The sequence below is a fragment of the Acinetobacter sp. ANC_7503 genome, from assembly GCF_056780035.1.
Map to the genome: position 1 here is coordinate 106,515 of NZ_JBWYJA010000003.1, position 21,679 is coordinate 128,193.

Annotated in this window: 19 protein-coding genes; 6 read left to right on the top strand and 13 right to left on the bottom strand. The window is 38.1% G+C overall.

Annotated elements, in window-relative coordinates:
• Positions 1–6 precede the first annotated feature (6 nt).
• The gene (gene serS / locus AC1M9M_RS05650) at positions 7–1,278 is read left to right on the top strand and encodes a serine--tRNA ligase (protein ID WP_035267865.1); all 1,272 of its coding nucleotides are present in this window, start codon (positions 7–9) and stop codon (positions 1,276–1,278) included.
• 53 nt (positions 1,279–1,331) lie between these two features.
• On the opposite strand, the gene AC1M9M_RS05655 is transcribed toward serS, so the two are convergent.
• The 5 genes from AC1M9M_RS05655 to AC1M9M_RS05675 all read right to left on the bottom strand — a co-directional run bounded on the left by AC1M9M_RS05655 (position 1,332) and on the right by AC1M9M_RS05675 (position 6,344).
• Positions 1,332–2,351 (bottom strand): AraC family transcriptional regulator, encoded by a 1,020-nt coding sequence (locus AC1M9M_RS05655; RefSeq protein ID WP_481590631.1) that lies wholly within the window; start codon positions 2,349–2,351, stop codon positions 1,332–1,334.
• A 156-nt stretch (positions 2,352–2,507) separates the two neighbouring features.
• Positions 2,508–3,350, bottom strand: a complete 843-nt coding sequence (locus AC1M9M_RS05660) for a hypothetical protein (protein ID WP_035267867.1) — start codon at positions 3,348–3,350, stop codon at positions 2,508–2,510.
• Positions 3,351–3,410: 60 nt separating this feature from the next.
• The gene (locus AC1M9M_RS05665) at positions 3,411–4,496 is read right to left on the bottom strand and encodes an LLM class flavin-dependent oxidoreductase (RefSeq protein WP_179997731.1); all 1,086 of its coding nucleotides are present in this window, start codon (positions 4,494–4,496) and stop codon (positions 3,411–3,413) included.
• A gap of 30 nt (positions 4,497–4,526) precedes the next feature.
• A complete protein-coding gene (locus AC1M9M_RS05670; protein ID WP_179997732.1) occupies positions 4,527–5,048 on the bottom strand; it encodes a flavin reductase family protein in 522 nt (173 codons plus the stop codon).
• Between the two features lie 45 nt (positions 5,049–5,093).
• Positions 5,094–6,344 (bottom strand): dienelactone hydrolase family protein, encoded by a 1,251-nt coding sequence (locus AC1M9M_RS05675; protein WP_481595838.1) that lies wholly within the window; start codon positions 6,342–6,344, stop codon positions 5,094–5,096.
• 199 nt (positions 6,345–6,543) lie between these two features.
• Between AC1M9M_RS05675 and cysG the strand changes: the two genes are divergently transcribed.
• The 4 genes from cysG to AC1M9M_RS05695 all read left to right on the top strand — a co-directional run bounded on the left by cysG (position 6,544) and on the right by AC1M9M_RS05695 (position 11,301).
• Positions 6,544–7,929 carry a siroheme synthase CysG gene (gene cysG, locus AC1M9M_RS05680; protein ID WP_481595839.1) on the top strand — a complete coding sequence of 462 codons (1,386 nt, stop codon included), beginning with the start codon at positions 6,544–6,546 and terminating at the stop codon, positions 7,927–7,929.
• A gap of 28 nt (positions 7,930–7,957) precedes the next feature.
• Entirely contained in the window at positions 7,958–8,437 is a 480-nt protein-coding gene (locus tag AC1M9M_RS05685; RefSeq protein WP_035267879.1) for a tRNA (cytidine(34)-2'-O)-methyltransferase, read from the top strand.
• Positions 8,438–8,886: 449 nt separating this feature from the next.
• The gene (locus AC1M9M_RS05690; RefSeq protein ID WP_481595892.1) at positions 8,887–10,221 is read left to right on the top strand and encodes a solute carrier family 23 protein; all 1,335 of its coding nucleotides are present in this window, start codon (positions 8,887–8,889) and stop codon (positions 10,219–10,221) included.
• A 108-nt stretch (positions 10,222–10,329) separates the two neighbouring features.
• Positions 10,330–11,301 (top strand): isopenicillin N synthase family dioxygenase, encoded by a 972-nt coding sequence (locus tag AC1M9M_RS05695; RefSeq protein WP_481595840.1) that lies wholly within the window; start codon positions 10,330–10,332, stop codon positions 11,299–11,301.
• A 60-nt stretch (positions 11,302–11,361) separates the two neighbouring features.
• Here the strand turns inward: AC1M9M_RS05695 and AC1M9M_RS05700 are convergent, their stop codons facing one another.
• Entirely contained in the window at positions 11,362–12,441 is a 1,080-nt protein-coding gene (locus AC1M9M_RS05700) for a TIM barrel protein (protein ID WP_035267883.1), read from the bottom strand.
• A gap of 167 nt (positions 12,442–12,608) precedes the next feature.
• Between AC1M9M_RS05700 and AC1M9M_RS05705 the strand changes: the two genes are divergently transcribed.
• On the top strand, positions 12,609–13,061 hold the full coding sequence (locus AC1M9M_RS05705; protein WP_481591775.1) for a hypothetical protein: 453 nt from the start codon (positions 12,609–12,611) through the stop codon (positions 13,059–13,061).
• A gap of 37 nt (positions 13,062–13,098) precedes the next feature.
• On the opposite strand, the gene AC1M9M_RS05710 is transcribed toward AC1M9M_RS05705, so the two are convergent.
• The 7 genes from AC1M9M_RS05710 to rpoD all read right to left on the bottom strand — a co-directional run bounded on the left by AC1M9M_RS05710 (position 13,099) and on the right by rpoD (position 21,521).
• On the bottom strand, positions 13,099–14,616 hold the full coding sequence (locus AC1M9M_RS05710; protein WP_092766849.1) for an outer membrane protein transport protein: 1,518 nt from the start codon (positions 14,614–14,616) through the stop codon (positions 13,099–13,101).
• 306 nt (positions 14,617–14,922) lie between these two features.
• Positions 14,923–16,317, bottom strand: coding sequence for an APC family permease (locus tag AC1M9M_RS05715; RefSeq protein WP_035267885.1), 1,395 nt, complete (start codon positions 16,315–16,317; stop codon positions 14,923–14,925).
• A 267-nt stretch (positions 16,318–16,584) separates the two neighbouring features.
• A complete protein-coding gene (locus AC1M9M_RS05720; protein WP_481591777.1) occupies positions 16,585–17,769 on the bottom strand; it encodes an iron-containing alcohol dehydrogenase in 1,185 nt (394 codons plus the stop codon).
• Positions 17,770–17,771: 2 nt separating this feature from the next.
• On the bottom strand, positions 17,772–18,305 hold the full coding sequence (locus AC1M9M_RS05725) for a hypothetical protein (protein WP_035267888.1): 534 nt from the start codon (positions 18,303–18,305) through the stop codon (positions 17,772–17,774).
• 77 nt (positions 18,306–18,382) lie between these two features.
• Positions 18,383–19,039, bottom strand: a complete 657-nt coding sequence (gene lipB / locus AC1M9M_RS05730) for a lipoyl(octanoyl) transferase LipB (RefSeq protein WP_035267889.1) — start codon at positions 19,037–19,039, stop codon at positions 18,383–18,385.
• A gap of 129 nt (positions 19,040–19,168) precedes the next feature.
• Complete coding sequence (locus AC1M9M_RS05735) at positions 19,169–19,456, bottom strand: YbeD family protein (protein WP_035270687.1); 288 nt, start codon at positions 19,454–19,456, stop codon at positions 19,169–19,171.
• A 127-nt stretch (positions 19,457–19,583) separates the two neighbouring features.
• Complete coding sequence (gene rpoD / locus AC1M9M_RS05740) at positions 19,584–21,521, bottom strand: RNA polymerase sigma factor RpoD (protein ID WP_228133303.1); 1,938 nt, start codon at positions 21,519–21,521, stop codon at positions 19,584–19,586.
• Positions 21,522–21,679: the final 158 nt, after the last annotated feature.

Below are 21,679 nucleotides of genomic sequence, written 5' to 3' on the forward strand. Positions count from 1 at the left end.
TTAACCATGATCGACCCGAAATTACTTAGAAATAATATAGAGGCTGTAAATTTAGCCTTAGCTAAACGTGGCGTGCAACTCAACGTAGAAGAATGGGCATCTTTAGAGGCTCGTCGTAAAGAAATTCAGTCTAAGACTGAAGCTTTACAAGCAGAACGTAATTCGGGTGCTAAACAAGTTGGTCAAATCAAAAAAGCAGGTGGTGATGCCTCTGAAATCATGGCTCGTATGAGCGCGATCGGAGATGAAATTAAAGCCGCTGAGCTTGCGTTAACAGAACTACAAGCTGAAATTGAAGCAAAATCACTTTCTATTCCAAACCTACCTCATGAGTCGGTGCCAGAGGGCAAAGATGAGAATGACAACGTTGAAATTTTAAAATGGGGTACGCCTCGTGAATTCAACTTTGAAATTAAAGATCACACTGATCTTGGTGAGTGGATGGGTGGACTCGAGTTTGAAACAGCGACTAAGTTAACAGGTACTCGTTTCAGTGTGCTCAAGGGCCCGCTTGCACGTTTACAACGTGCACTAACGCAGTTCATGTTAGATACACATACATTGAAAAATGGCTATACAGAAGCTTATGTACCGTATTTAGTAAATGCTGATTCATTACGTGGAACTGGTCAGTTGCCTAAATTTGAAGAAGATTTGTTCAAGCTTCAAGGTGACAAAGAATATTACTTGATCCCAACTGCTGAAGTACCTGTGACTAACTTTGTGCGTGATGAGATTATTGATCCTGAGCGTCTACCGTTAAAATATGCTGCTCATACACCTTGTTTCCGTAGTGAAGCTGGTTCTTATGGTCGTGATACACGCGGTTTGATTCGTCAGCACCAATTTGACAAAGTAGAAATGGTTCAAATTGTTAAACCTGAAGACTCTATGCAAGCATTGGAAGAGTTGACAGGGCATGCTGAGGGTATTTTACAGGCGCTTGGATTGCCATATCGTAAAATCATCCTATGCGGTGGTGATATGGGCTTTGGTGCAACGAAGACTTATGACTTAGAAGTTTGGGTACCAAGCCAAAATACCTATCGTGAAATTTCATCGTGTTCAAACATGGGGGATTTCCAGGCTCGTCGTATGAAAGCTCGTTACCGTGCTGATCAAAAGAAAACAGAGTTTGTTCATACTTTGAATGGTTCAGGTTTAGCAGTTGGTCGTACTTTGCTCGCGGTGATGGAAAACTATCAACGTGAAGATGGTTCGATTGAGATTCCTGAAGTCTTACGTCCTTATATGGGTGGACAAAATTTTATCGATTAATCGATAAAACACAAAAAAGCTAACTCAATTGAGTTAGCTTTTTTTTTAGTGTTTTAATGAATGAGTTGAGCACTGCCTGTTTGCCTTTCAATAATTTTTTTTAAGGTCTCACTCGGTTTTTCCCCAAATGCATCTTTATACTCAAGTGAAAAACGACCTAAATGTGTAACACCCCATTTATAAGCAATTTCAGTAATATTAATTTTATGCGTAGACTGTGAAATTTCATTATAAATACATTTAAGTCGGTAATGGCGTATATAAGCATTTGGACTGCATTTTAAATATTTTTTGAAAATTGTATTCAGCTTTTTTTTGCTTAATCCAGATGCATATTCTAAATCTGAAATTTCAATTTTTTGATGTATATTTTTTTGTATGAATTCTAATAAGCGAGTAAAGAAGTCAGGATAATCTAAAGTATTTTTATAAATTAAATCACTATAGTTATTGGGTTGAGATAATAATAATGACTTCACGATAATATATTCAAAATCTGAGCGCATTTCTTGAAAAAATGAAGTATTGGTAAAATTGTTTGTGAAATTTTTAATACTGTCAATTAAATCCCACCATGCTTTAATTTTCGGGTTGTTTTGATCCATCACATTTTGAAATACCAAAGGTTCGGTAACTGGCTGAGAGATTAAATCTGAAAGTATTTTTTCAACAAAAGTCTTTGAAAAAGAAATGAATGTTTGCACACAGTCTTTGTCAATAATTAGTTCAAATTTATCTTCAGGTGAAACAATGGATGCTTGATCATAACAGGCGTAAAAAGTTTGACCATCTTTTTTAAATAGTGGTCGCCCATTTTTAGGGCGCGTTATACAAAAGTGGTTCATATTTTCATGCGTATGCGTTTTGAAAATTACATCTTTACCATATGTTAAATCCCCAATAATCATACGACCGATTTGCGATCCATTAAAACTAAAATCCAATGGTTCATATTGATTAAAATCGACTAAATCATGTGGGCCAATGATTAAATCAAGACAATGGTTGGCATCATGAATATTCTGCGTATGTGATTGAATCGTAGAAATAGACCTGTGTTGCTGGCTATACATAAATACCTCTATCCTTAGCTTGCTTATCATTACTTATGCAAAAATCAATCCATGATTTTGCTTTTTTTGTTTTATCTCAAATAAATAAATTAATCTAAAATAGTAGAATATAAAAATACTCTTTTGGTACTAAATTAGATTAATTTGATATGTTATTTAAAAGTGGTAAGCGACACGTAACATAGGGCTACTCGCGGTCGCTCCTGAACCAGCAACACCAGATGCATCATTACCATATTTATTTTTCCAGTATTGATAAGCAATCCCAGCTTTCAATTTTGGTTGATTGGCAGATTTATCTTTAAGTAAAGAATACATTAAAGACATGTCTACAAAGATTTCACTGGCGGTAGGCTCACCAAAAGGATCTTTCCCTTTGGTACTCATCCAAACACCTATGCCTTGATAATTCCAATTCGATTGCATAATAGGAAAATCCCAAAGCACTTGAAGTGCTAAGTAAGGATCATAGGTATATTTTTTACTCAGTACATTAGCATCATTGCTCTCGTAATAGCCTAGCAAACTGAGATTAAGATAGCCTGGTGTATTTAATGTAACACTTGGACCAGCAACATACATTTGTCGATTTGAACCATAATCATCATTCTTTGTATTCCAGTCAAAACCTACTGTAAAACCATATGTCTTGAACCAACTAGAATCATTCGGTTTGTGTTGCGTGATACTTGGGATATCTAAGGTATGACGATAAATTGCATATGCCTCTTGAGCTCCTCGACCAGAAGCTTTGTTTGCATTTGGTTCAGCTGAGGATTGATGCATATTGAGTTGAAAAAAATTGGTGCCATATTTATAGCCGCTTAGGTGTACAAGACTAAAAATATATTTGTCAAAATCACCGTCTTTAAATGGTTCTGAGAAATCTTGACCATAACTGACAGCCAGTGAAGTATCACTCCAATTTGCCGCTTGAACTGCAGTGCCTAATGCAAAGCAGATTGATCCAGTGAATAACCCCTTTAAAATATAATTCACAGCTAAATTCCCTCTTAAAATAAATAAGCCGACAGTGAAACGGTCGGCTTAAGTGGTGGATTAACGAATATTATGCTTTTCCAAAATTGGTAAAACATGATCACGGAAATACGGAAATTCGCGGCTATAATCGAGGAATGAAAGAGTCGTTCCTCTAAAACCAGCTTCATGTAAATCTAAAATACCTTGCGCGACTTGTTCAGGTGTACCGACTAATGGAAAGCCACCATGGCCTACACTCATTGCATCACGAATGGATTGTTGAACCTCTTTTGGGAAACTTTGAGCATGTGCAAACATTAAGCTCATCAGATTGTCAACGGCAACAGTATCAGCATTGTTTAATTGACGATCCCATTCTGCTTTGGCTTCCTCTTGTGTAGGTCTGCAAATGACATGGGAGAAGGTCATCACATTGACTTCTCGGTTTACGTCGCGACCTGCTTGTTTAAGCTCATCAATTTCAATCTTGCTTCTGCCCAAGTCTGAAGCTGGTGTAAAAAGAAAGTCCGCATTATTAACGGCAAATTCACGTCCATTTTTTGAACCAGCAGCATTGAAGATAGGCGGATGTACAAGTGGTTTTGGTTTTCCATAAGTTCCTTTGGTTTTGAAAAACTTACTTTCAAAATCAAATTTTTCTTCACTGGTCCATACTTTTTTAATCAGGTCATACCAGTCTTGTGCATAACCATAACGAGTTTCGTGATCATCAGGTAAATGTAGACCGAGTGCTTCATATTCAGGTTTATTCCAGCCTGCAACAATGTTGAGTCCAATACGACCTTGACTAATCTCAGATAGCGTTGCAATCTGCTTGGCAACTACAACTGGATGATTGGGGACAGTCTGAATTGTCGCAAAAACTGTAATGTCTTTGGTTAAAGCCAATAATGCGGCCGCCCAAGTCATGGTCTCTAAAATTGTTCCCTGAAAGTCTGTTTCACCGCCATAGCCTGTAAAGCGAGCAATCGGTAACATGAAGTCGATACCAGCTTCATCTAGCATTTTTCCAAGTTCGAGATTCTTTTCCCAGCTCGCACTCCATCGATCTTCAAGAGTTGAAATGGTCATTCCACCTGAGCAGTTAGAAGCAAATGAGCCGAGTAGAAAGCGATTATCATTGAAAAAGTGATGTTGATTCATTTTAAAAAATCCTTAAATTTCGTGAATTCGCTATACACCAGCAAATGCTTGATGAAGATTTGCTTGTTTATATTGCCCGTTATGGAACACCAATGGATTTCCAAGCTGATTACGGCAGGCTTCAATTTGTCCCACAATAATGTAGTGATCCCCAGCTTCATGAAGCTCATACTGACGACAAACAAAAGTGGTTAAGGATTTATTTAGAATGGGGATGCCCATATACTCATCAACGTCATCTAAGCCTTCGAATTTGTCATCAGAAGATTTTGAGAAATGCTTAGACTCTTGATACTGATCTTCACTCAAGATATTGATGGCAAAATATTCTGCCTGTTTGAAATCTTCGAAATGTGTCGCAGATTTTGCGATGTTCCATAAAATTAAAGGTGGATCAAGCGATACAGAAGTAAATGAGTTCGCTGTCATTCCAATTTTTTTATGATTTGAATCTAATGCAGTTACTACTGTAATCCCAGTTGCATACTGACCTAAGAGTTGGCGTAACGAGCGTTGCTCCAACTGTATTACAGGTGTCATTTCATTTAACATGATCATAATCCTTCATCTTAATTCTGATTGTCAGAATGAGTTCCTTTATTCGCCAATCGGTTTATTTTCACTGGATGGCCAAGTTGGCATCAGTTCATTTGAGGGTAAAGTTTCATCTAAAAGTTTCTTGGCAGTTTCAACACCTGCAACAGGTAGTCCAGTTGGATCTAATACGCCAATTTGCACCAGTAAACTTGCCTGATCCCAATAGATATGCTCATGACATAGTTTCGGTCCACGGAACTTGATAATGCCGAGCATTGGAATCTCTACATATTTTCCCGTCGGTTTAATTCCAGGAATTAACCAATCAATTTCCTCATCATGAGTGAAACTCATAATGAATTCATCAACGACTTGAGTTGCGCCTACAGTTCGTGAAATAGGCGTCAGTTTCATATCTTTTGGATTGTTATGAACAAAATGGTATTGATAGAAGCGAGCTAATTGTTTGTAGCCGACGCCACCTGTCAATGTTGGAATGTGATTGACATAAGGCTCTGCCACCATTGTTGCCATCGTGTCTGGAACATTTCGAGTGTCAAATTCAAATCGAACATGCTCTTCCCATAGCGCAGCAAGGTCGTAATTTGGTCCTATTGCTTTGCGTAAAGCTGTAATGGTTCTTTCATGTGCCATGAGTGCACTAGGCTTGTGATAATGCATACTCTGTGGGCGAGCAAAGGCATGATCGACATCTGGATAAATATATGTTTCGACTTTTGAGTTGTTTTGCAGAGCAAGTAGGATTTGTTCACGAGTGTTAGAATCACAGAATTGATCTTGTTCAGCAAAATGAAGAACCAGTTTGGATTGAATGTTGACTGCTTCTTCTAGGTTTTGCTCGATTCCTACACCGTAGTAAGAAACAGAACACTTTAAATCTGGAATGCGGCAAGCTGCGAGATATGCCAATTTACCGCCTAGGCAGTATCCGACCAATCCAGTACCTGCATCTTGATCAACTGTTTCAAGGGATTTGAGTGTTTCAATTGTAGATTTGATATCCTCAATACCCAGATCTTGATTAAATTGAGTATATAAGTCATATGCTTTTTGAAAGTCTTCTTCGGTATAACCGAGTTCTACATTAGGTTGAATACGCCAAAATAAATCAGGAACAATAACGGTATAACCTTCTTCAGCCAAAAAGTCTGCCTTTTGACGCATAACTTCATTAACACCGAAAATTTCCTGACATAACACAAGACCAGGACCTTTACCTGCTTCAGGTACTGAAAGATATGCTTTAAACGAACCTGCTGATGAATGTACATCAATATATGAACCAGCCATCTCGATAATCTCCTTTACTGTTGAACTTATCATCGGCATCAGCAGGATTTTTGACTATCCAAATAGAGTTCAAGTTTTATCCGTTTTAGGTCCCTTCATCGATATGCATCTGTTAAAAAAGCTACCACTTGCTTACTTTTAAGCAGCTTGAGTCGTGGAGAAGGTGCTAAAATAGAGTGGGCATATGAGGATCGATTCAGTGGATATTTTTCCAATTTCATTAAAATTGCAGCAGCAACCTTGTTTGATTGTCGGTGGAGGGCATATTGCTTATCGCAAAGCACTGTTACTGCAAAAATCAGGAGCAAAAATTTCGGTTATTTCACCTGAGATTGAGGCGCAACTTTTAGAAATTGTCGAGAAAAGCTCTGGTCAATATATTCAAGCTCATTTTGAAGATCACGATTTAAAATTAAACGATTACCGTTTAGTGATTGCTGCCACAGATCAGCCTTTAGTGAATCAACAAGTTTTTGAAGAATGTGAAAACTTAAATGTATTGGTGAATAGTGTTGATGATCCACCACATTGCCGATTTATGGTCCCTGCAATTGTTGATCGCTCTCCACTTGTTATTTCAATTGCGAGTAATGGGACATCCCCAGTATTGTCCAGACAGATTAGAACTCAACTTGAGACTGTAATCCCGCATGGAATCGGAACATTAGCTAAAATCTCTGGTGAATGGCGAAAACGTGTAAAACAAAAAATTGAAAATCCTGATGAACGCCGTATCTTTTGGGAAGAGCTGTATGCTGGACCTTTCAAAGAGCGTGTATTTAATAATAATCTGGCTGAAGCAGAAAAAATTATTCATCAGTCTTTAATAGAATGGAACAAACCCAAAGGTGAAGTTTATTTAGTTGGGGCAGGTCCAGGTGATCCCGAGCTTCTCACACTCAAAGCTTTAAGGTTGATGCAACAAGCAGATGTTGTGATTTATGACCGTTTAGTTTCTGGTGCTATTATGGAGTTATGCCGCCGGGATGCTGAAAAAATCTATGTGGGTAAAGCAAGGTCAAATCATGCTGTTCCACAAGAAGGTATTAATGCTTTACTCGTGAAATATGCGAATGAAGGCAAACGTGTCTGCCGTTTAAAAGGAGGAGATCCTTTTATTTTTGGGCGAGGTGGTGAGGAAATTCAAGAACTCTATGAGGCAGGAATTTCATTTCAGGTCGTTCCCGGAATTACCGCAGCATCAGGGTGTTCAGCATATGCGGGTATCCCTTTAACTCATCGTGATTACGCACAAAGTGTTCGCTTCTTGACTGGACATTTGAAGGAAGGTTCTCCTGAACTTCCATGGAATGAACTCGTGTATGAACACCAAACATTGGTACTGTACATGGGACTTGTTGGATTAGAAAAAATCTGTGAAAAGCTTATTCAACATGGTCAACGAGCAGACATGCCTGTTGCTTTAATTTCTAAAGGTACGACACCAGAACAAAAAGTTGTTGTGGGGACTTTGGCAGATATCGCTTCGAAAGTGTTAGAAAATCAAATTCAGGCGCCAACTTTGACCATTATTGGTGAGGTGGTGAAATTAAGAGAACAGTTGAAATGGCAAGACGAACTGTAAAAGTCTGCTATAAAGTTGAGAAATTATTGTGATTCATGTTGTTTTATACGAACCAGAAATTCCTGCAAATACAGGAAACATTATCCGTTTATGTGCAAATACAGGAGCACAATTACATTTGGTCAAACCGCTAGGTTTTGAGCTGGATGATAAGAAGTTAAAGCGTGCTGGATTAGATTACCATGAATGGGCTCGCATGCAGATATGGGATAATATTGAAGCATGTCTGGAAAATCTAGCGAGTCAAGGTGTGGATCAAGATTCGATTTATCCGTTAACGACCAAAGGTACCGAAACACCACATACCTCGAATCTGAATAGGCCAGTTGCTTTACTCATGGGGCCTGAAACGCGCGGACTACCTGAACATGTCCGTATGATGTTCCCAAAGCAACATTGGATTCGTTTGCCCATGGCACCAAATTCTAGAAGCTTAAATTTATCTAATGCTACGGCAGTGATTGTTTATGAAGCATGGCGACAACAAGGATTTAAAGATTTAACTTAAGTCAGTAAGGTCATCGAAAGGTGACCTTTTTTAATGCATAAAAGTTTAGTAAAACTTGGCTAATATAATGAAATATTCATTAAGAATAAAATTAAAATAATGATTTTAAATACGATTTGATTTTATATTTCGGGAATCCAATTTTTTTGAGTAAAAGTTTAAAAAATATACAAAATGGTCAAATTTTTTATTTGTTAATGAATTTAATATTTATATAAAACAGAGTGTTAGGTTTGATTTTTGTTGATCTTAAACTAGCTGTCATCCAAACGAGATATTAGAAATTCGACCAATTGGTATATTTGTTGCTTAGTTAAAGTGAATATATGGTTCCGATAAATTTGATAGACGAACTGTGATTTGTACTTAAACGAAATGAATTTATCATTGTACAGCCAATGTCTAAAGATGTTCGACATTGGCTCACATTACCAATGGGGTGGTATGTGATGAAAGAGAATTGGTTTTCCAAATTTACTCCTTTTCAAGGAGATATTGAAAAAACTCCCGTTGCCATGAACGAGTACTTGCCTACAGGACAAAGTATTGTACTTGGACTTCAACATACATTTGCCATGTTTGGTGCAACAGTGTTGGCACCGCTGCTCATGGGGTTTGATCCTAGTCTAACGATCCTGTTATCTGGTATAGGCACGATATTATTTTTCCTTATCACAGGTGGGAGAGTGCCAAGCTATCTTGGGGGTAGTTTTGCTTTTATTGGTGCTGTGGTTGCTGTAACAGGCTATACCGGTTCAGGGTTAAATCCAAATATTGGGATTGCCTTAGGTGCAATAGTGGTATGTGGTATTTTCTATGCCTTGATGGGTTTACTTGTAATGAAAACGGGTTCTCAATGGATGGAGAATCTTTTACCACCAGTTGTTGCTGGTGCAATCATTATGATTGTTGGATTAAATTTAGCACCTGGGGCGATTAAAGCCGTATCAGGTAATGAGTTTGATACATGGATGGCTTTATTGACCGCAATGTGTATTGGTGGTGTCGCAGTATTTACAAGAGGAATGTTGAGACGATTATTGCTATTGGTGGGTTTGATAGTTTCGTATCTTGTATATTTTGTTTTAGCTAACATGATGGGAATGGGCAAACCAATCGATTTTAGCTCGGTTTCAAATGCGGCATGGTTTGGTTTACCAACTTTATATCAACCTGAATTTCAAATGAATGCAATTCTGCTGATTCTACCTATCGCATTTATTCTTATTGCTGAAAATCTTGCGCATTTCAAAGTTGTAAGTGAAATGACAGGCAAAAATATTACACCCTATATGGGTAGAGCATTTTTGGCAGATGGGGTATGTACCTCTATGTCTGGTGCAGTAGGAGGAACAGGATTAACTACATATGCAGAGAATATTGGGGTCATGGCGGCAACGCGTATTTACTCTACAGTGGTTTTTGTAATTGCGGGTATTGTCGCCATTATTCTGGGATTATCACCAAAATTTGGAGCACTCATTAGCACATTACCTGTCGCAATTTTGACAGGGACTTCAATGATTGTTTTCGGCTTAATTGTAATCGCTGGTGCGAAAATCTGGATCGAAAATAAAGTCGATTTTACTCAAAACGGCAACATTATCGTGGCATCAGTGACTGTGATTATGGGCGCAGGGAACTATTCGATTATGGTTGGTGGACTTGATCTCGGCGGCATTACAACGGCGACATTTGCGGGAATTATTCTAAATCTGATTTTTAATCGAGCTAAGCAAAAGCAGAATCAAATAGTAGCAGACGTTGTACCAGAAAAAACTTAAGTTTGAGACTTAGCTTTTAAGACAAATTTTAGTCAATCCTAAATTGTCGAAAGTTTCAGCAAGATAATGAAAACGTAAAAGATATATACCTGATACAAGGGGATAAAAATGGGAATACCAGTAATTGATTTAGCAGGCGTAGATATAAACAAACCAGAAAGTGAGGCGACTAAACGTGCAGTTGCTGAACTGAGAAAAGCTGCGATGCATTCAGGTTTTTTCTATGTGAAGAATCATACAGTTCCTTTAGAAATGATGACGCGACAGTTTGCATTAGCAAAAGAATTATTGGCGCTTCCAGAAGACGTTAAGCAAAAATATGATGTACGTAATTTTTTTGGATTCCGTGGATTTGATAAACTAAATGGTCAGCAATTAGACCCTTACGGCAAGCCAGATTATAAAGAAGGGTTTTATTGTGGTCGTAATTATCCTCAAGATCATCCTTTTGCAATCGCTAAATATCAAAACTATGGTCCAAATCAGTGGCCTGAAGAATTACCTCAATGTGAATTGATTTGTCAGGAGTACATCGATGAAATGTATAAACTGGCAAATTTTCTGATGCAACTTTTGGCATTAACGTTAAATCTGCCATCGAACTATTTTGATGCTTCTAGTAAAGATCCTATGGGAACATTACGCATGTTGCGTTATCCACCTACACCTAGAGATGATGAAACATATGGCGTTGGCGCGCATACAGATTGGGGGTCAGTCACCATTTTGGCACAAGATCAAATAGGCGGATTAGAAGTGTGCATGCCTGACGGAGAGTGGGTTGCAGCACCACCAATTGAAGGAACATTTGTAGTTAATCTAGGTGATATGATTCCAAAATGGACCAATGGTCTATATCACTCCAATCCACATCGAGTAAAAAATAGTTTTTCAAATGGTGCTTATCGTTACTCAATTCCATTTTTTTATGAACCAGACTATCACGCTGTGATTGAGCCAGTTCCAGGAACATTGAAAGAAGGTGAATTACCTTTATATGCACCATGTACAGTAGGGGAGCATTTAGAAGAAATGTATAATCGTTCATATAAAAAAGCGGAAGAGAATGCAGTAGCTTAAATCTCGCGATACAAAAAAAGCATTATCTATATAATGCTTTTTTTTAATTATTCTAATGATTTATGAGCGATATTGATTGATAAAGTCCTCAGAACTTAGCCCTTTTTTAGCATAATGAATTGATGCTCTTTCCGCATATATTTGTCTAATATAGCGCGCTATGTCGCAGCTATCTGCAAACATATTATATTTCCAACCCAAACCATAGGACCATAAATTAATATTATCCACGGTCATGATTTCAATATTTGTATCCTCATGATCCAAATAATGGTCAATCATCTTGCGAATGACCTCTTGGGTGCAGCTTAATTTATATGCATGCCATTCATCATGGGGACACGCATTTTTTGGTGGCTGCCTAAATGGGTATTGAATGCCTCTTCCAGGGCGATTAAGACCGTGACCTTCCCATGGGCTGTATTCTTGGGACCATGTATTTAATGGCCCGTTTGGAACCGCAGGACGTATTTGCCCCCAATGTACCAAATTTTGATTTAACCAATCATCTGCAAAACTATCGCAGTTGAAAGGATCAAGCTTTCTAATGGCTTCTTGGTCATGTTGAAAAGAGATATAAGATTCGATTGGATTTTCGATTTTGAAAATACAGTGGCTATAGTCCATCGCCATTTTAAATGGAATACCTTGATGATTGACTAAAGCTGCAACTTTCTCTACCCGGCGATAATCTTCAGACCAATTATCTACGTGATTTTCAAAGGTAATGGTTATACCCTTACTTTGAGCATACTCATAAAAATATAAATAGGCATCAGCAACTTGTTGATCATTAAGATAGTTGAATTTACTGTCTTTTGCTGCAAGCATAATGTTGTGGTATTTGGCGCCTACGGCACATGTAAGCTCGATATTTTCTTTGAATATTTTTTCATGTTCTCCCCAAATATAGCATCCGTAACCTGAATAAACTGGAATATTGTATTTTTGACTCCCTTTAATGTAATCATCAATCATTTCACGATGAGTCGGAATGTGATCGATAAAATCCCACACGCTCGATTCTGCAAGTAGATCGAATTTTTCCATTATTGATGGTTCTTCAAGAGATACTGGATTTTCAAATGATGAGGCTTGTATGCCTAGTCCAGCACAGCCTAATGGAAACATTTTTTTCATAAATTCAATACCAAAAATATATAATTAAATCAGTGAATTGATAATGCAAAAAAAATGCCTTAATCCCTTAATATTTCAATCTATTACATTATTAAAATGGCTTTTTAAAAATATCAGTTGTCTAATACGAACATAAATTTATCGAAATAAATTAGATACGGGGATGTATGATTAAAAACATTAAAAAATACAGCTATGGAATTATAGTAATCATCTGTGCAGGAATGACGACCTCTAAAGTGATGGCACAAAATGAAAATAAAGAACAAGCGGATTTAAATAATATTAATCCATTGACTCAACAGGAAATCGATCAAGCATTAGCTCAGATGAAAGCAAAAATGTTCAAAAATTTGGAAAATTGGAGTGCGGCGTTAAAACGAAATGATTTCGAGCGGACAGGAAAAAATTTGGTGTTAAAAAGTAAGAAACAGCTTGAATTATGTCATATATATCAAGCTTCTGTAGATGAAACATATTCTTTAGCGCAAAAAAATCGCCATCGTATGTCTATAGATGAACAGAAAATTGTGGATGATCGAAATAGGTTTATTGAGTATTTAGGATTCAAAGATAATCAAATTGATACTAAATTAGGTTTTAGTTGTCGATTAATTTAAAAAAAAGCACGGATGAAAAATCCGTGCTTTTTAAACTCTAGAAACGGTAACCAATTTTAAAGCTATATCCAATAGCTGTATTGTCTTTAAAATCTGCATCATAGCGATCGGTTCCGAACCAACTAGCAGATTGAGCTTTTGCATCACCTAACCAAAAATATCGTGCACCCGCTTGAATGAATGTATTTTTATTAAAGCTGTACTGACCACCTAATCCTGCACTCCAAAAACCTTCAGATGGACCTAAGGTAGAAACATATTCACCTGCACCAGAGTCCCATCCTCCGATAATGGTCAATGCGAGTTTTTCATTTAATTTTCTTGCAATACCGAATGTTGCAGATATTTGATCTTTTTCATAAGCGATTAAGTCGAAACCACGAGGTCCTTTACCTTGTCCCTCCGTAATAGAAGAAGTTAAAACTCCAAATTTGTATGGACGGATTTTGAACTCAGACCAATCTACCCAACGTAAATTGATATAAGCTAATGTATCAGCCATGATACCTGATTGGAAATCTAGGTTAACTGATTGTGGAGTTGATGCTGAGGTTTTACCTTCTGTATATTGGTAGTCGGTACCAAGTGCCCCAATTTTATCTACAATATGCCACCCAGGATGTACAATAGGTAATGTATCTGTAATCACTTCAGGCATACTTTCTTCAGCTTGAACTGAATAAGAAATTTTTGATCTGTAGGTTAATGAAGCTCTTAATGCAATTTCAGGAATTTGAAATGCAGCACCCGCTAGCCAACCAAAAGCACCTTCTTCAGGCATACTTGCTTTATAGCCTTGATAATCTTTTCTTGTATCACGACCAAGAAGATCTCTTGAACCTGTACCTTTTTCCTTAAAAGTACTACACAGTGCTACACCACTAGTCTGTGAATTACATAAATAACCTCCCAACAGACTGTAAGCAGTTCCTTGTAAACTAAGATCACCTTTTACTGTTTGATAAACTGGGCCTGCATAAAAATTAAGGTGTTCATTAGGTTGGAAGCCTACGACTAGAGATAAACTATTTGTCGAAACTTCAGCCTCTGTACTGCCATACTCACTGTGAAATGCACCATATTTTGTCGCAGATTCAAGGTCACCTAATGGCAATCGTCCTGAGCTGTTGACTCTGGAATGTTTTTTATCAGAATTTGAATAAGAGGCTTTTGCTCCGAAAGGTTGGTCATAAATTAAACCTAATGAAATATTGTCAGTCACTTGAAATTTTAAATTAATATTTGCAAATCCGAACGTGTCTGCAATATCACTTAAATTTGAGCCCGCAATTTCCCCACCTGCGTTAATATCATCTGCTGTAGGCATATTCCAACCATTCGGGTCTCTTAATCCTGCAGATGCAGGGCCCGAAGGTTCAGTTCTCATTGTTCCTGAAAGATCAGCATCCAAAATTGAATAACTAAAATCAACATAGTTTCCTGGCTGTAAAAAGCCATTCATCGATTGGCCTGAACGATCCATAGCTGCAGCATAAGCGCCCGCGGTTGGAAACATTGCGACCAAAATCGCCCCAGTAAGTGTATTCAAACGCATTATTACATTCCCTGTGTAATGAATATTATTAGAGCTTTTACTCAAATATTTTGCTCTTTATACACATCGTGTAATTTTTGGTCAATGAGTATCCTGACAAATATGTAATTTTTTGCCAATCATTTTTTATTTAATTTCATGTATTTGCGTTTAAATGTGTTATTTGTCTCATTATTTTGAAATAAAGCTGCCTATTAGGATGTAGAGTTTATTTTTTAAATCAGAAATTTTGATTGATGTTTGATCATTTTGGTCAATTTGCATAATAAAAAAAGGCGCCTAAGCGCCTTTCTAAAAAATCAATTTTTAACGATCATTAAACTCATCATGTTGTGGAGCAGGGTATTTAAAGCCTTTGGTTTTATAACCTAAATACAAAATACCACCAATCGCCCAAATCAAACCATATTTAAGCGATGCTTGATCGACCTCTAACCACAATGCAAATACTGCAATAAAGCCGAGTAATGGTACGATAACGAAATTAATAATTTCTTTCGCTGTTTTAGTACGACCATCGCGTAACGCATAGCGTGAGATAACAGATAAGTTCACAAAGCTAAATGCTGTTAACGCACCGAAGCTAATTAATGAAATGACAAAGTCTAAATCCATAAAACCAGCGGTTAATGCGACTGCACCTACAATCATGATGTTATATGATGGAGTGAAGTTTTTAGGGCTGATGTGACCAAAAATTTTCTTATTGATGACACCATCGCGTCCCATAACATACATAAGGCGTGATACACCTGCATGTGCAGAAATACCTGATGCCATAACAGTAATGATTGCAAATGCAAGCACATAAGACTGGAACAAAGATCCACCAACCAACAACAAAATTTCAGGTTGAGTTTCTGCAATATTCTGGAAGTATGATCCCGGATTATTAGGGAAATAGATCTGCATGAAGTAAGTGCTGACGATAAAGATAATCCCTGCAATTAAAGCAGTTAAGAAAATTGCTTTTGGTAGCGTTTTCTCAGTATCTTTAGTTTCTTCAGCGAGAGAACTGAGTGAGTCAAATCCTGTAAATGAGAAGCAGAGTAATGTTGCACCTGTGATCAAGGCACCCACTGAAGTTAACTCATTCCAAAATGGTTCTAAACTCCAAAGTTGGTAGCGTTGTTCAGCAGAGATTGGACCATCCGCGTTATATCCCATTTGGAGCTTGGTATAGACCATCCATGTAAATACAGCGATCACAATTAATTGTACGAATACAATTAAGCTGTTGAAATTTGCAACAAATCGCGCACCACGAAGGTTAATACCTGTCATAAATGCTGTTAACACAATGACCCAGACCCAATGATTGACATCAGGGAATAAAGCCTCAAGATAAATCACCGCAAGGATGATGTTGACCATGGGGGAGAGCAGGTAATCTAACCATGATGACCAGCCAACCATAAAACCAACGTTAGGGTGGATAGATTTTTGAGCATAGGTATACGCTGAACCTGAAGATGGATATCTACGGATCATATGACCATAACTCAATGAAGTCAGTAGGATTGCAACAAGTGCGAAAATATATGATGTAGGAACGTGGAAATTACTTTCTTCTGATACCAAACCGAAAGTATCAAACAACGTCATTGGCTGAATATAAGCTAAACCGATAATAATGATGTGCCAGAGTCCTAGCGTTTTTTGCAGTTTAGCTGCCGATTGAGTCCCAGTTATATTAGTCAACGGCTTTATCCTCTTAATCGTTGATCAAGGATCAGTCAAATCAATTAAGGATCGTTTGAGACGAACGATCCCCCCTAATGTTTTTTCAAAAGTGCGCCAATCTAAACCAAATTGATGCAGTTTGTCAGTAGTTTGTGCGAGTTTTTTTAGCAGGATTTATGCCAAAGGTATTGAACTCATGAGTTAAAACAACTAACAAATGAAAAGCCTGATGTCTAAAAAAACATCAGGCTAGTTTTAAGCGTATCTTTACTTATTTTGAGAAATTTACCAAGCTTTTTCTAAGATAGATTTCAAATCTTTTAATGTCGCTTCTTTAGGGTTGAAAATGATAGATCCGTCATTTAACGCTTTTTCGGCAACTTCATCTAATTGAGATTGCGTAACTTTGCCTGTCTCACGTAATGTACGTGGCAGTTTAGTTAAATCATAAATGCGATCACGCATTGTGTTGATAATCGCAATAGCTTTATCTGCACGTTGATTTGCTGGTGTCTGTGCATAGATATCAGTACCTGCAAGCGGTAGTAACAGATCAGCAATCTTATCCCCATTCACATCCTTGTTGTAATCGAGCACATAAGGGAGGAATAAGTTCATGCACAAACCATGTGGTAAGTGAGCAACTGCACCTAGAGCGTGTCCAAGGGAGTGAACAATACCGACCATTGCATTTGAGAATGCAATTCCAGCCATGGTTGATGCTTGAGCAAGTTCTAAACGGGCATCAGCATCTTTTGGATTTTCCAAAACTTTAAACAAGTTTTCACTAATTTTTTTAATTGCAGCAGTAGCGTAAGCATCACTGATAGGATTCGCTGCCAAACACGTATAGGCCTCAACAGCATGTGTCATTGCATCCATTCCTGTCATTGCTGTCAGGTGTGGAGGTAATGTTAAAGTCATACGTGGATCTAAAATTGCAGCACTAGGCATTAAATATTTTGAAGCAAATGCCATTTTTTGATTATTCGCTGTATCTGAAACCACAGCAACCATCGTGACTTCAGAGCCTGTACCTGATGTTGTTGGGATAACAAAAAAAGGCTTTAATGGGCGAGGTAGGTTGTGAGCCCCTGAATATTTCAGCAGATCATCGCCTCCTTCGGAGACGAGAATATTGGCAGCTTTTGCTGTGTCGATGACTGAACCACCCCCAATTGCAATGATGGCATCGCATTGATTGTTACGATACATCTCAGTCACGGCTTTTACTGTTTCTAAACTTGAGTCCGGTGGAACTTCATCAAAAATTGAGCCAATTTTTACTTCTGTCGCTGCAAAAGCAGCTTCCACTGGTTCAAGTAGACCATTGGCACGTACGCCTTTGTCTGTGATGATGAGTGGTTTTTTTGAACCCATTGAATCTAGCTCAAATGGAATGTGTTCAAGCGCAGCATTACCAGCAATCACTTTAACTGGACAAAAAAATTCATAATATGGTTTAGCCATGCTTAAGCACTCCCTTTAATATATGACTGAGCTACTTTGAGATAAATATTTGCTGCACCTGTCAATTTTTCTTTTAATGACAGATTGACCGGATATTCTTTGACTGCAAGTTCAGCGACTAATTTTGGAAGAATAAGGGCTTCCATTTTATTCAGACAACGCACTAAACGTATTGCATGACCTAAATCGCCATCAGCAATCATACGGTCATTTGCAAATGCTTGTGCAGTACTTTCTTGGAAAGAAAATACCAAAAAAGCATGATGCATATGTTTAAAGGTAATCGTTAAATCAGGTTTTTTTGATGCATGGTCGATTAAGACAAGTTGATGTTGTGGATTCACTTGTGCAATAAATGCTGCATCACTGTTGAAAACGTCCATTGAAATCGTGAAGCCGACAGGAAATTTAGCAATTTCCTGTTTTATTTCTTCATCGACTTGACTTGCCATCGCTAAGCCTCTGCCAATCACGTCAAGCATGAGTTTGACATAAGCTTGTTCTAGCGCGGGCTTTACAGAGTTAATAGAAATCACTCACTTGTCCCTTATCACATAGTTTTATAATTTAGAGTAAATACTCTAAAATTATCTAATGACAAAGTAAAGGAGTTTTAATGATCATTCACGATAATTTGACTGAACAGGTCACTTTTTTTTAGATAGGCAATGAGGTCTTGAACTAACATATCAAAACTTGGGTAGGGATTTATCAAATCAGAGATTCTGACCATTTCAAGACCTGCATAACCACATGGATTAATAGTTTGGAAGCCTTCCAGGTCACAATCTATATTAAGTGAGAGTCCATGATAACTGCGACCTTTTCGGATTTTAAAGCCCAGAGATCCAATTTTTCTACCATCAACATAAACACCAGGTGCATCTGGTTTAGCATAAGCTTCGATACCGTATTTTTTTAATAAATCGATCATGACATTTTCTGCATAGCTGACTAAAGTACGGACATTCCAGCCTAATCGATTTAAATCAAACATAAAATATGCAACTAATTGTCCTGGACCATGCCAAGTGACTTGTCCACCACGATCAGTTTGAACAACTGGGATATGGCTAGGCACTAATATATGTTCTGGTTTGCCAGCTTGTCCTTGGGTAAGCACAGAATTGTGCTGCAAAATCCAAAATTCATCTGCTGTTTGTTCGTCACGCTGTTCTGTCATCAGCTTCATTTCTTGGAAGCGATCTTCATAAGAAGTGGTTTGGGTATAGTGACGAATAATCAATTGAGGTTTGGTTTTGACATCCACGGAGGTTAAGGCTCACATTCAAAAATGAGTTTTATTATAGACAATATTGTTGAATTAAGTGTGACCTAGGCACATACTTGATGAATAATTAACAAACATAAAAAAACACGCATGAAGCGTGTTTTTTTATTAAAGTGCAGTTTTAATTAAAGGGCAAGCAGCCAAGTCTGCATATACTTGATGTACTTGCTCAAGCTCTTCAAAACGAAGTTGCGCAGTAATTGAATGATACTTGCCTGTACGCGATGGTGTCACTGTCATTGCATTCCCATCAAAATCAGGGAAATGTTTAACAAAAATGTCATTCACGGCTTTGCGTAAATCCTCACCTGCAAGACCAATCAATTTAATTGGATAATCCATCGGAAACACCCAAAGATGTTCTTGTAGTTCGCGTGATGGAGTGCGATCGATCATGTCAGTCATAGGACACCTCATTAGTAAAAATACCTGCTAGGCGCAGGTATTTAGAATTATTTGCTACATGCTTTATATTATGGGGGAGTGTCCCCCATATTCAAGCCTGTATTATCCTATGGATAGATTAGTCATTCTCAAGGAACGAGCGTAAATGTTCAGAACGCGATGGATGACGTAATTTACGTAACGCTTTTGCTTCGATCTGTCGAATACGTTCGCGTGTTACATCAAACTGTTTACCAACTTCTTCCAACGTGTGGTCCGTCGGCATATCAATACCAAAACGCATCTTCAAGACTTTAGCTTCACGTTCAGTGAGGTTTTCAAGTACCTCACGTGTTGCTTCTTTCAAGCCTTCTGAAGTTGCAGCATCAACTGGTGAAGTGATGTTACCATCTTCAATGAAGTCACCAAGATGTGAGTCTTCATCATCACCGATCGGTGTTTCCATCGAAATTGGTTCTTTAGCGATCTTAAGCACTTTACGAACTTTGACTTCGTCCATTTCGAGGCGTTCACCTAACTCTTCAGGTGTAGGTTCACGTCCCATTTCTTGAAGTAATTGACGAGATACGCGGTTGATCTTGTTAATGGTTTCAATCATATGCACAGGAATACGAATTGTGCGTGCTTGGTCAGCAATTGAACGTGTAATCGCCTGACGAATCCACCAAGTTGCATAAGTCGAGAACTTATAACCACGACGGTATTCAAACTTATCTACGGCTTTCATCAAGCCAATGTTACCTTCCTGAATCAGATCGAGGAACTGTAAACCACGGTTGGTATATTTTTTCGCGATGGAGATTACCAAACGTAAGTTCGCCTCAACCATTTCTTTTTTAGCACGACGTGCTTTTGCTTCACCAATCGCCATACGTTTAGAAATATCTTTAATTTCACGTACAGTAAGGTCGAGATCTTTTTCGATATCAGCGATTTTTTGTTGGAAAGCAAGAACGTCAGGGCGTACTTTCTCTAAGTATGGTTTTTGGTCAGCAGTGGCTTTAGCAATTTGCTCATCTAACCAAGCTGGATTTGATTCTTGACCAGGGAACGTTGTACGGAATTGAGTACGATCCATACGACCACGACGAACTGCGTAGCGCATTACTTCACGTTCTGCTGTACGAATTTGTTCATGCGTGCCACGAATCATTTCAGAAATGATGTCAAACAAACGTGGTGTGAACTTAAACATCATAAAGACGGTTGCGAGCGACTCAAGAGCTGCTTTACCTTCTTTACTGTTACGACCATGTTTTGCGATCGCATCTTTAGTCGCATTCCACGCAGCTTCTAGCTCTGCAAAACGCACTTTTGCGATTTCAGGGTCTGGACCTGAATCACCCTCAGAATCATCATCACTTTCAGACTCTTCTTCATCATCGTCATCAAGTTTTACATCTTTAGTTGGTTTAGTCTCTGTTTCTTCTTCAAGATCAGCATCAACTTCTTCTAAAACTTCTGGAATTTCTTCATCAGACTCTGGATCTAAATAGCCTGAAAGGATATCGGCTAAACGACGCTCGCCAGTTTCGTAATCTTTATATTCTTGTAATACAACTTCAACCGCATTTGGCCAATAAGCAATTGAGTTTAAAACGTCACGAATACCTTCTTCGATACGTTTTGCAATCTGAATTTCGCCTTCACGAGTCAACAGTTCAACTGTTCCCATTTCTCGCATATACATACGAACAGGGTCAGTTGTACGACCAGGCTCATTTTCTACAGATGCTAAAACTGCAGCTGCTTCTTCTTCAGCAACTTCGTCAGTCGTTTCTGCGCTACTACCATCAAACATTGCATCGTCAGATTCTGGCGCACGTTCGTGTACAGGAATACCGACGTCTTGAAGCATCTGGATGATATCTTCAATCTGTTCGCTTTCAGTGATCGAGTCTGGGAGATGATCGTTAACCTCAGCGTAGGTTAAGTAACCTTGTTCTTTGCCTCGGCTAATCAGAGCCGCTACTTGTGAAGTAGGGGAATGCATATCGCTCATCTTTGCTCTCTTCTCGTTGAATCTGTGGCGGGGAAAAACCGTGCATTCTAGCACAATTAACTTATCTTTAGTATCGTATTAACTCAGTATAATTGGTTTTGAAAACCAATGAATTAAGTTGTTTAAGTCAATATTGGGTCAAAATTGTTGATTTCAAGCACATCATGCTTTTTATTTTAAACCAGCAATAAGGCTCTGATCCTTGATTAAAT

Coding starts and splice junctions, on each gene's coding strand:
- serS (WP_035267865.1), top strand. CDS start 7: ATGATCGACCCGAAATTACTTAGAAATAATATAGAGGCTGTAAATTTA.
- AC1M9M_RS05655 (WP_481590631.1), bottom strand. CDS start 2,351: ATGTATAGCCAGCAACACAGGTCTATTTCTACGATTCAATCACATACG.
- AC1M9M_RS05665 (WP_179997731.1), bottom strand. CDS start 4,496: ATGAATCAACATCACTTTTTCAATGATAATCGCTTTCTACTCGGCTCA.
- AC1M9M_RS05670 (WP_179997732.1), bottom strand. CDS start 5,048: ATGTTAAATGAAATGACACCTGTAATACAGTTGGAGCAACGCTCGTTA.
- AC1M9M_RS05675 (WP_481595838.1), bottom strand. CDS start 6,344: ATGGCTGGTTCATATATTGATGTACATTCATCAGCAGGTTCGTTTAAA.
- AC1M9M_RS05690 (WP_481595892.1), top strand. CDS start 8,887: ATGAAAGAGAATTGGTTTTCCAAATTTACTCCTTTTCAAGGAGATATT.
- AC1M9M_RS05695 (WP_481595840.1), top strand. CDS start 10,330: ATGGGAATACCAGTAATTGATTTAGCAGGCGTAGATATAAACAAACCA.
- AC1M9M_RS05700 (WP_035267883.1), bottom strand. CDS start 12,441: ATGAAAAAAATGTTTCCATTAGGCTGTGCTGGACTAGGCATACAAGCC.
- AC1M9M_RS05705 (WP_481591775.1), top strand. CDS start 12,609: ATGATTAAAAACATTAAAAAATACAGCTATGGAATTATAGTAATCATC.
- AC1M9M_RS05710 (WP_092766849.1), bottom strand. CDS start 14,616: ATGCGTTTGAATACACTTACTGGGGCGATTTTGGTCGCAATGTTTCCA.
- AC1M9M_RS05720 (WP_481591777.1), bottom strand. CDS start 17,769: ATGGCTAAACCATATTATGAATTTTTTTGTCCAGTTAAAGTGATTGCT.
- AC1M9M_RS05735 (WP_035270687.1), bottom strand. CDS start 19,456: ATGATCGATCGCACTCCATCACGCGAACTACAAGAACATCTTTGGGTG.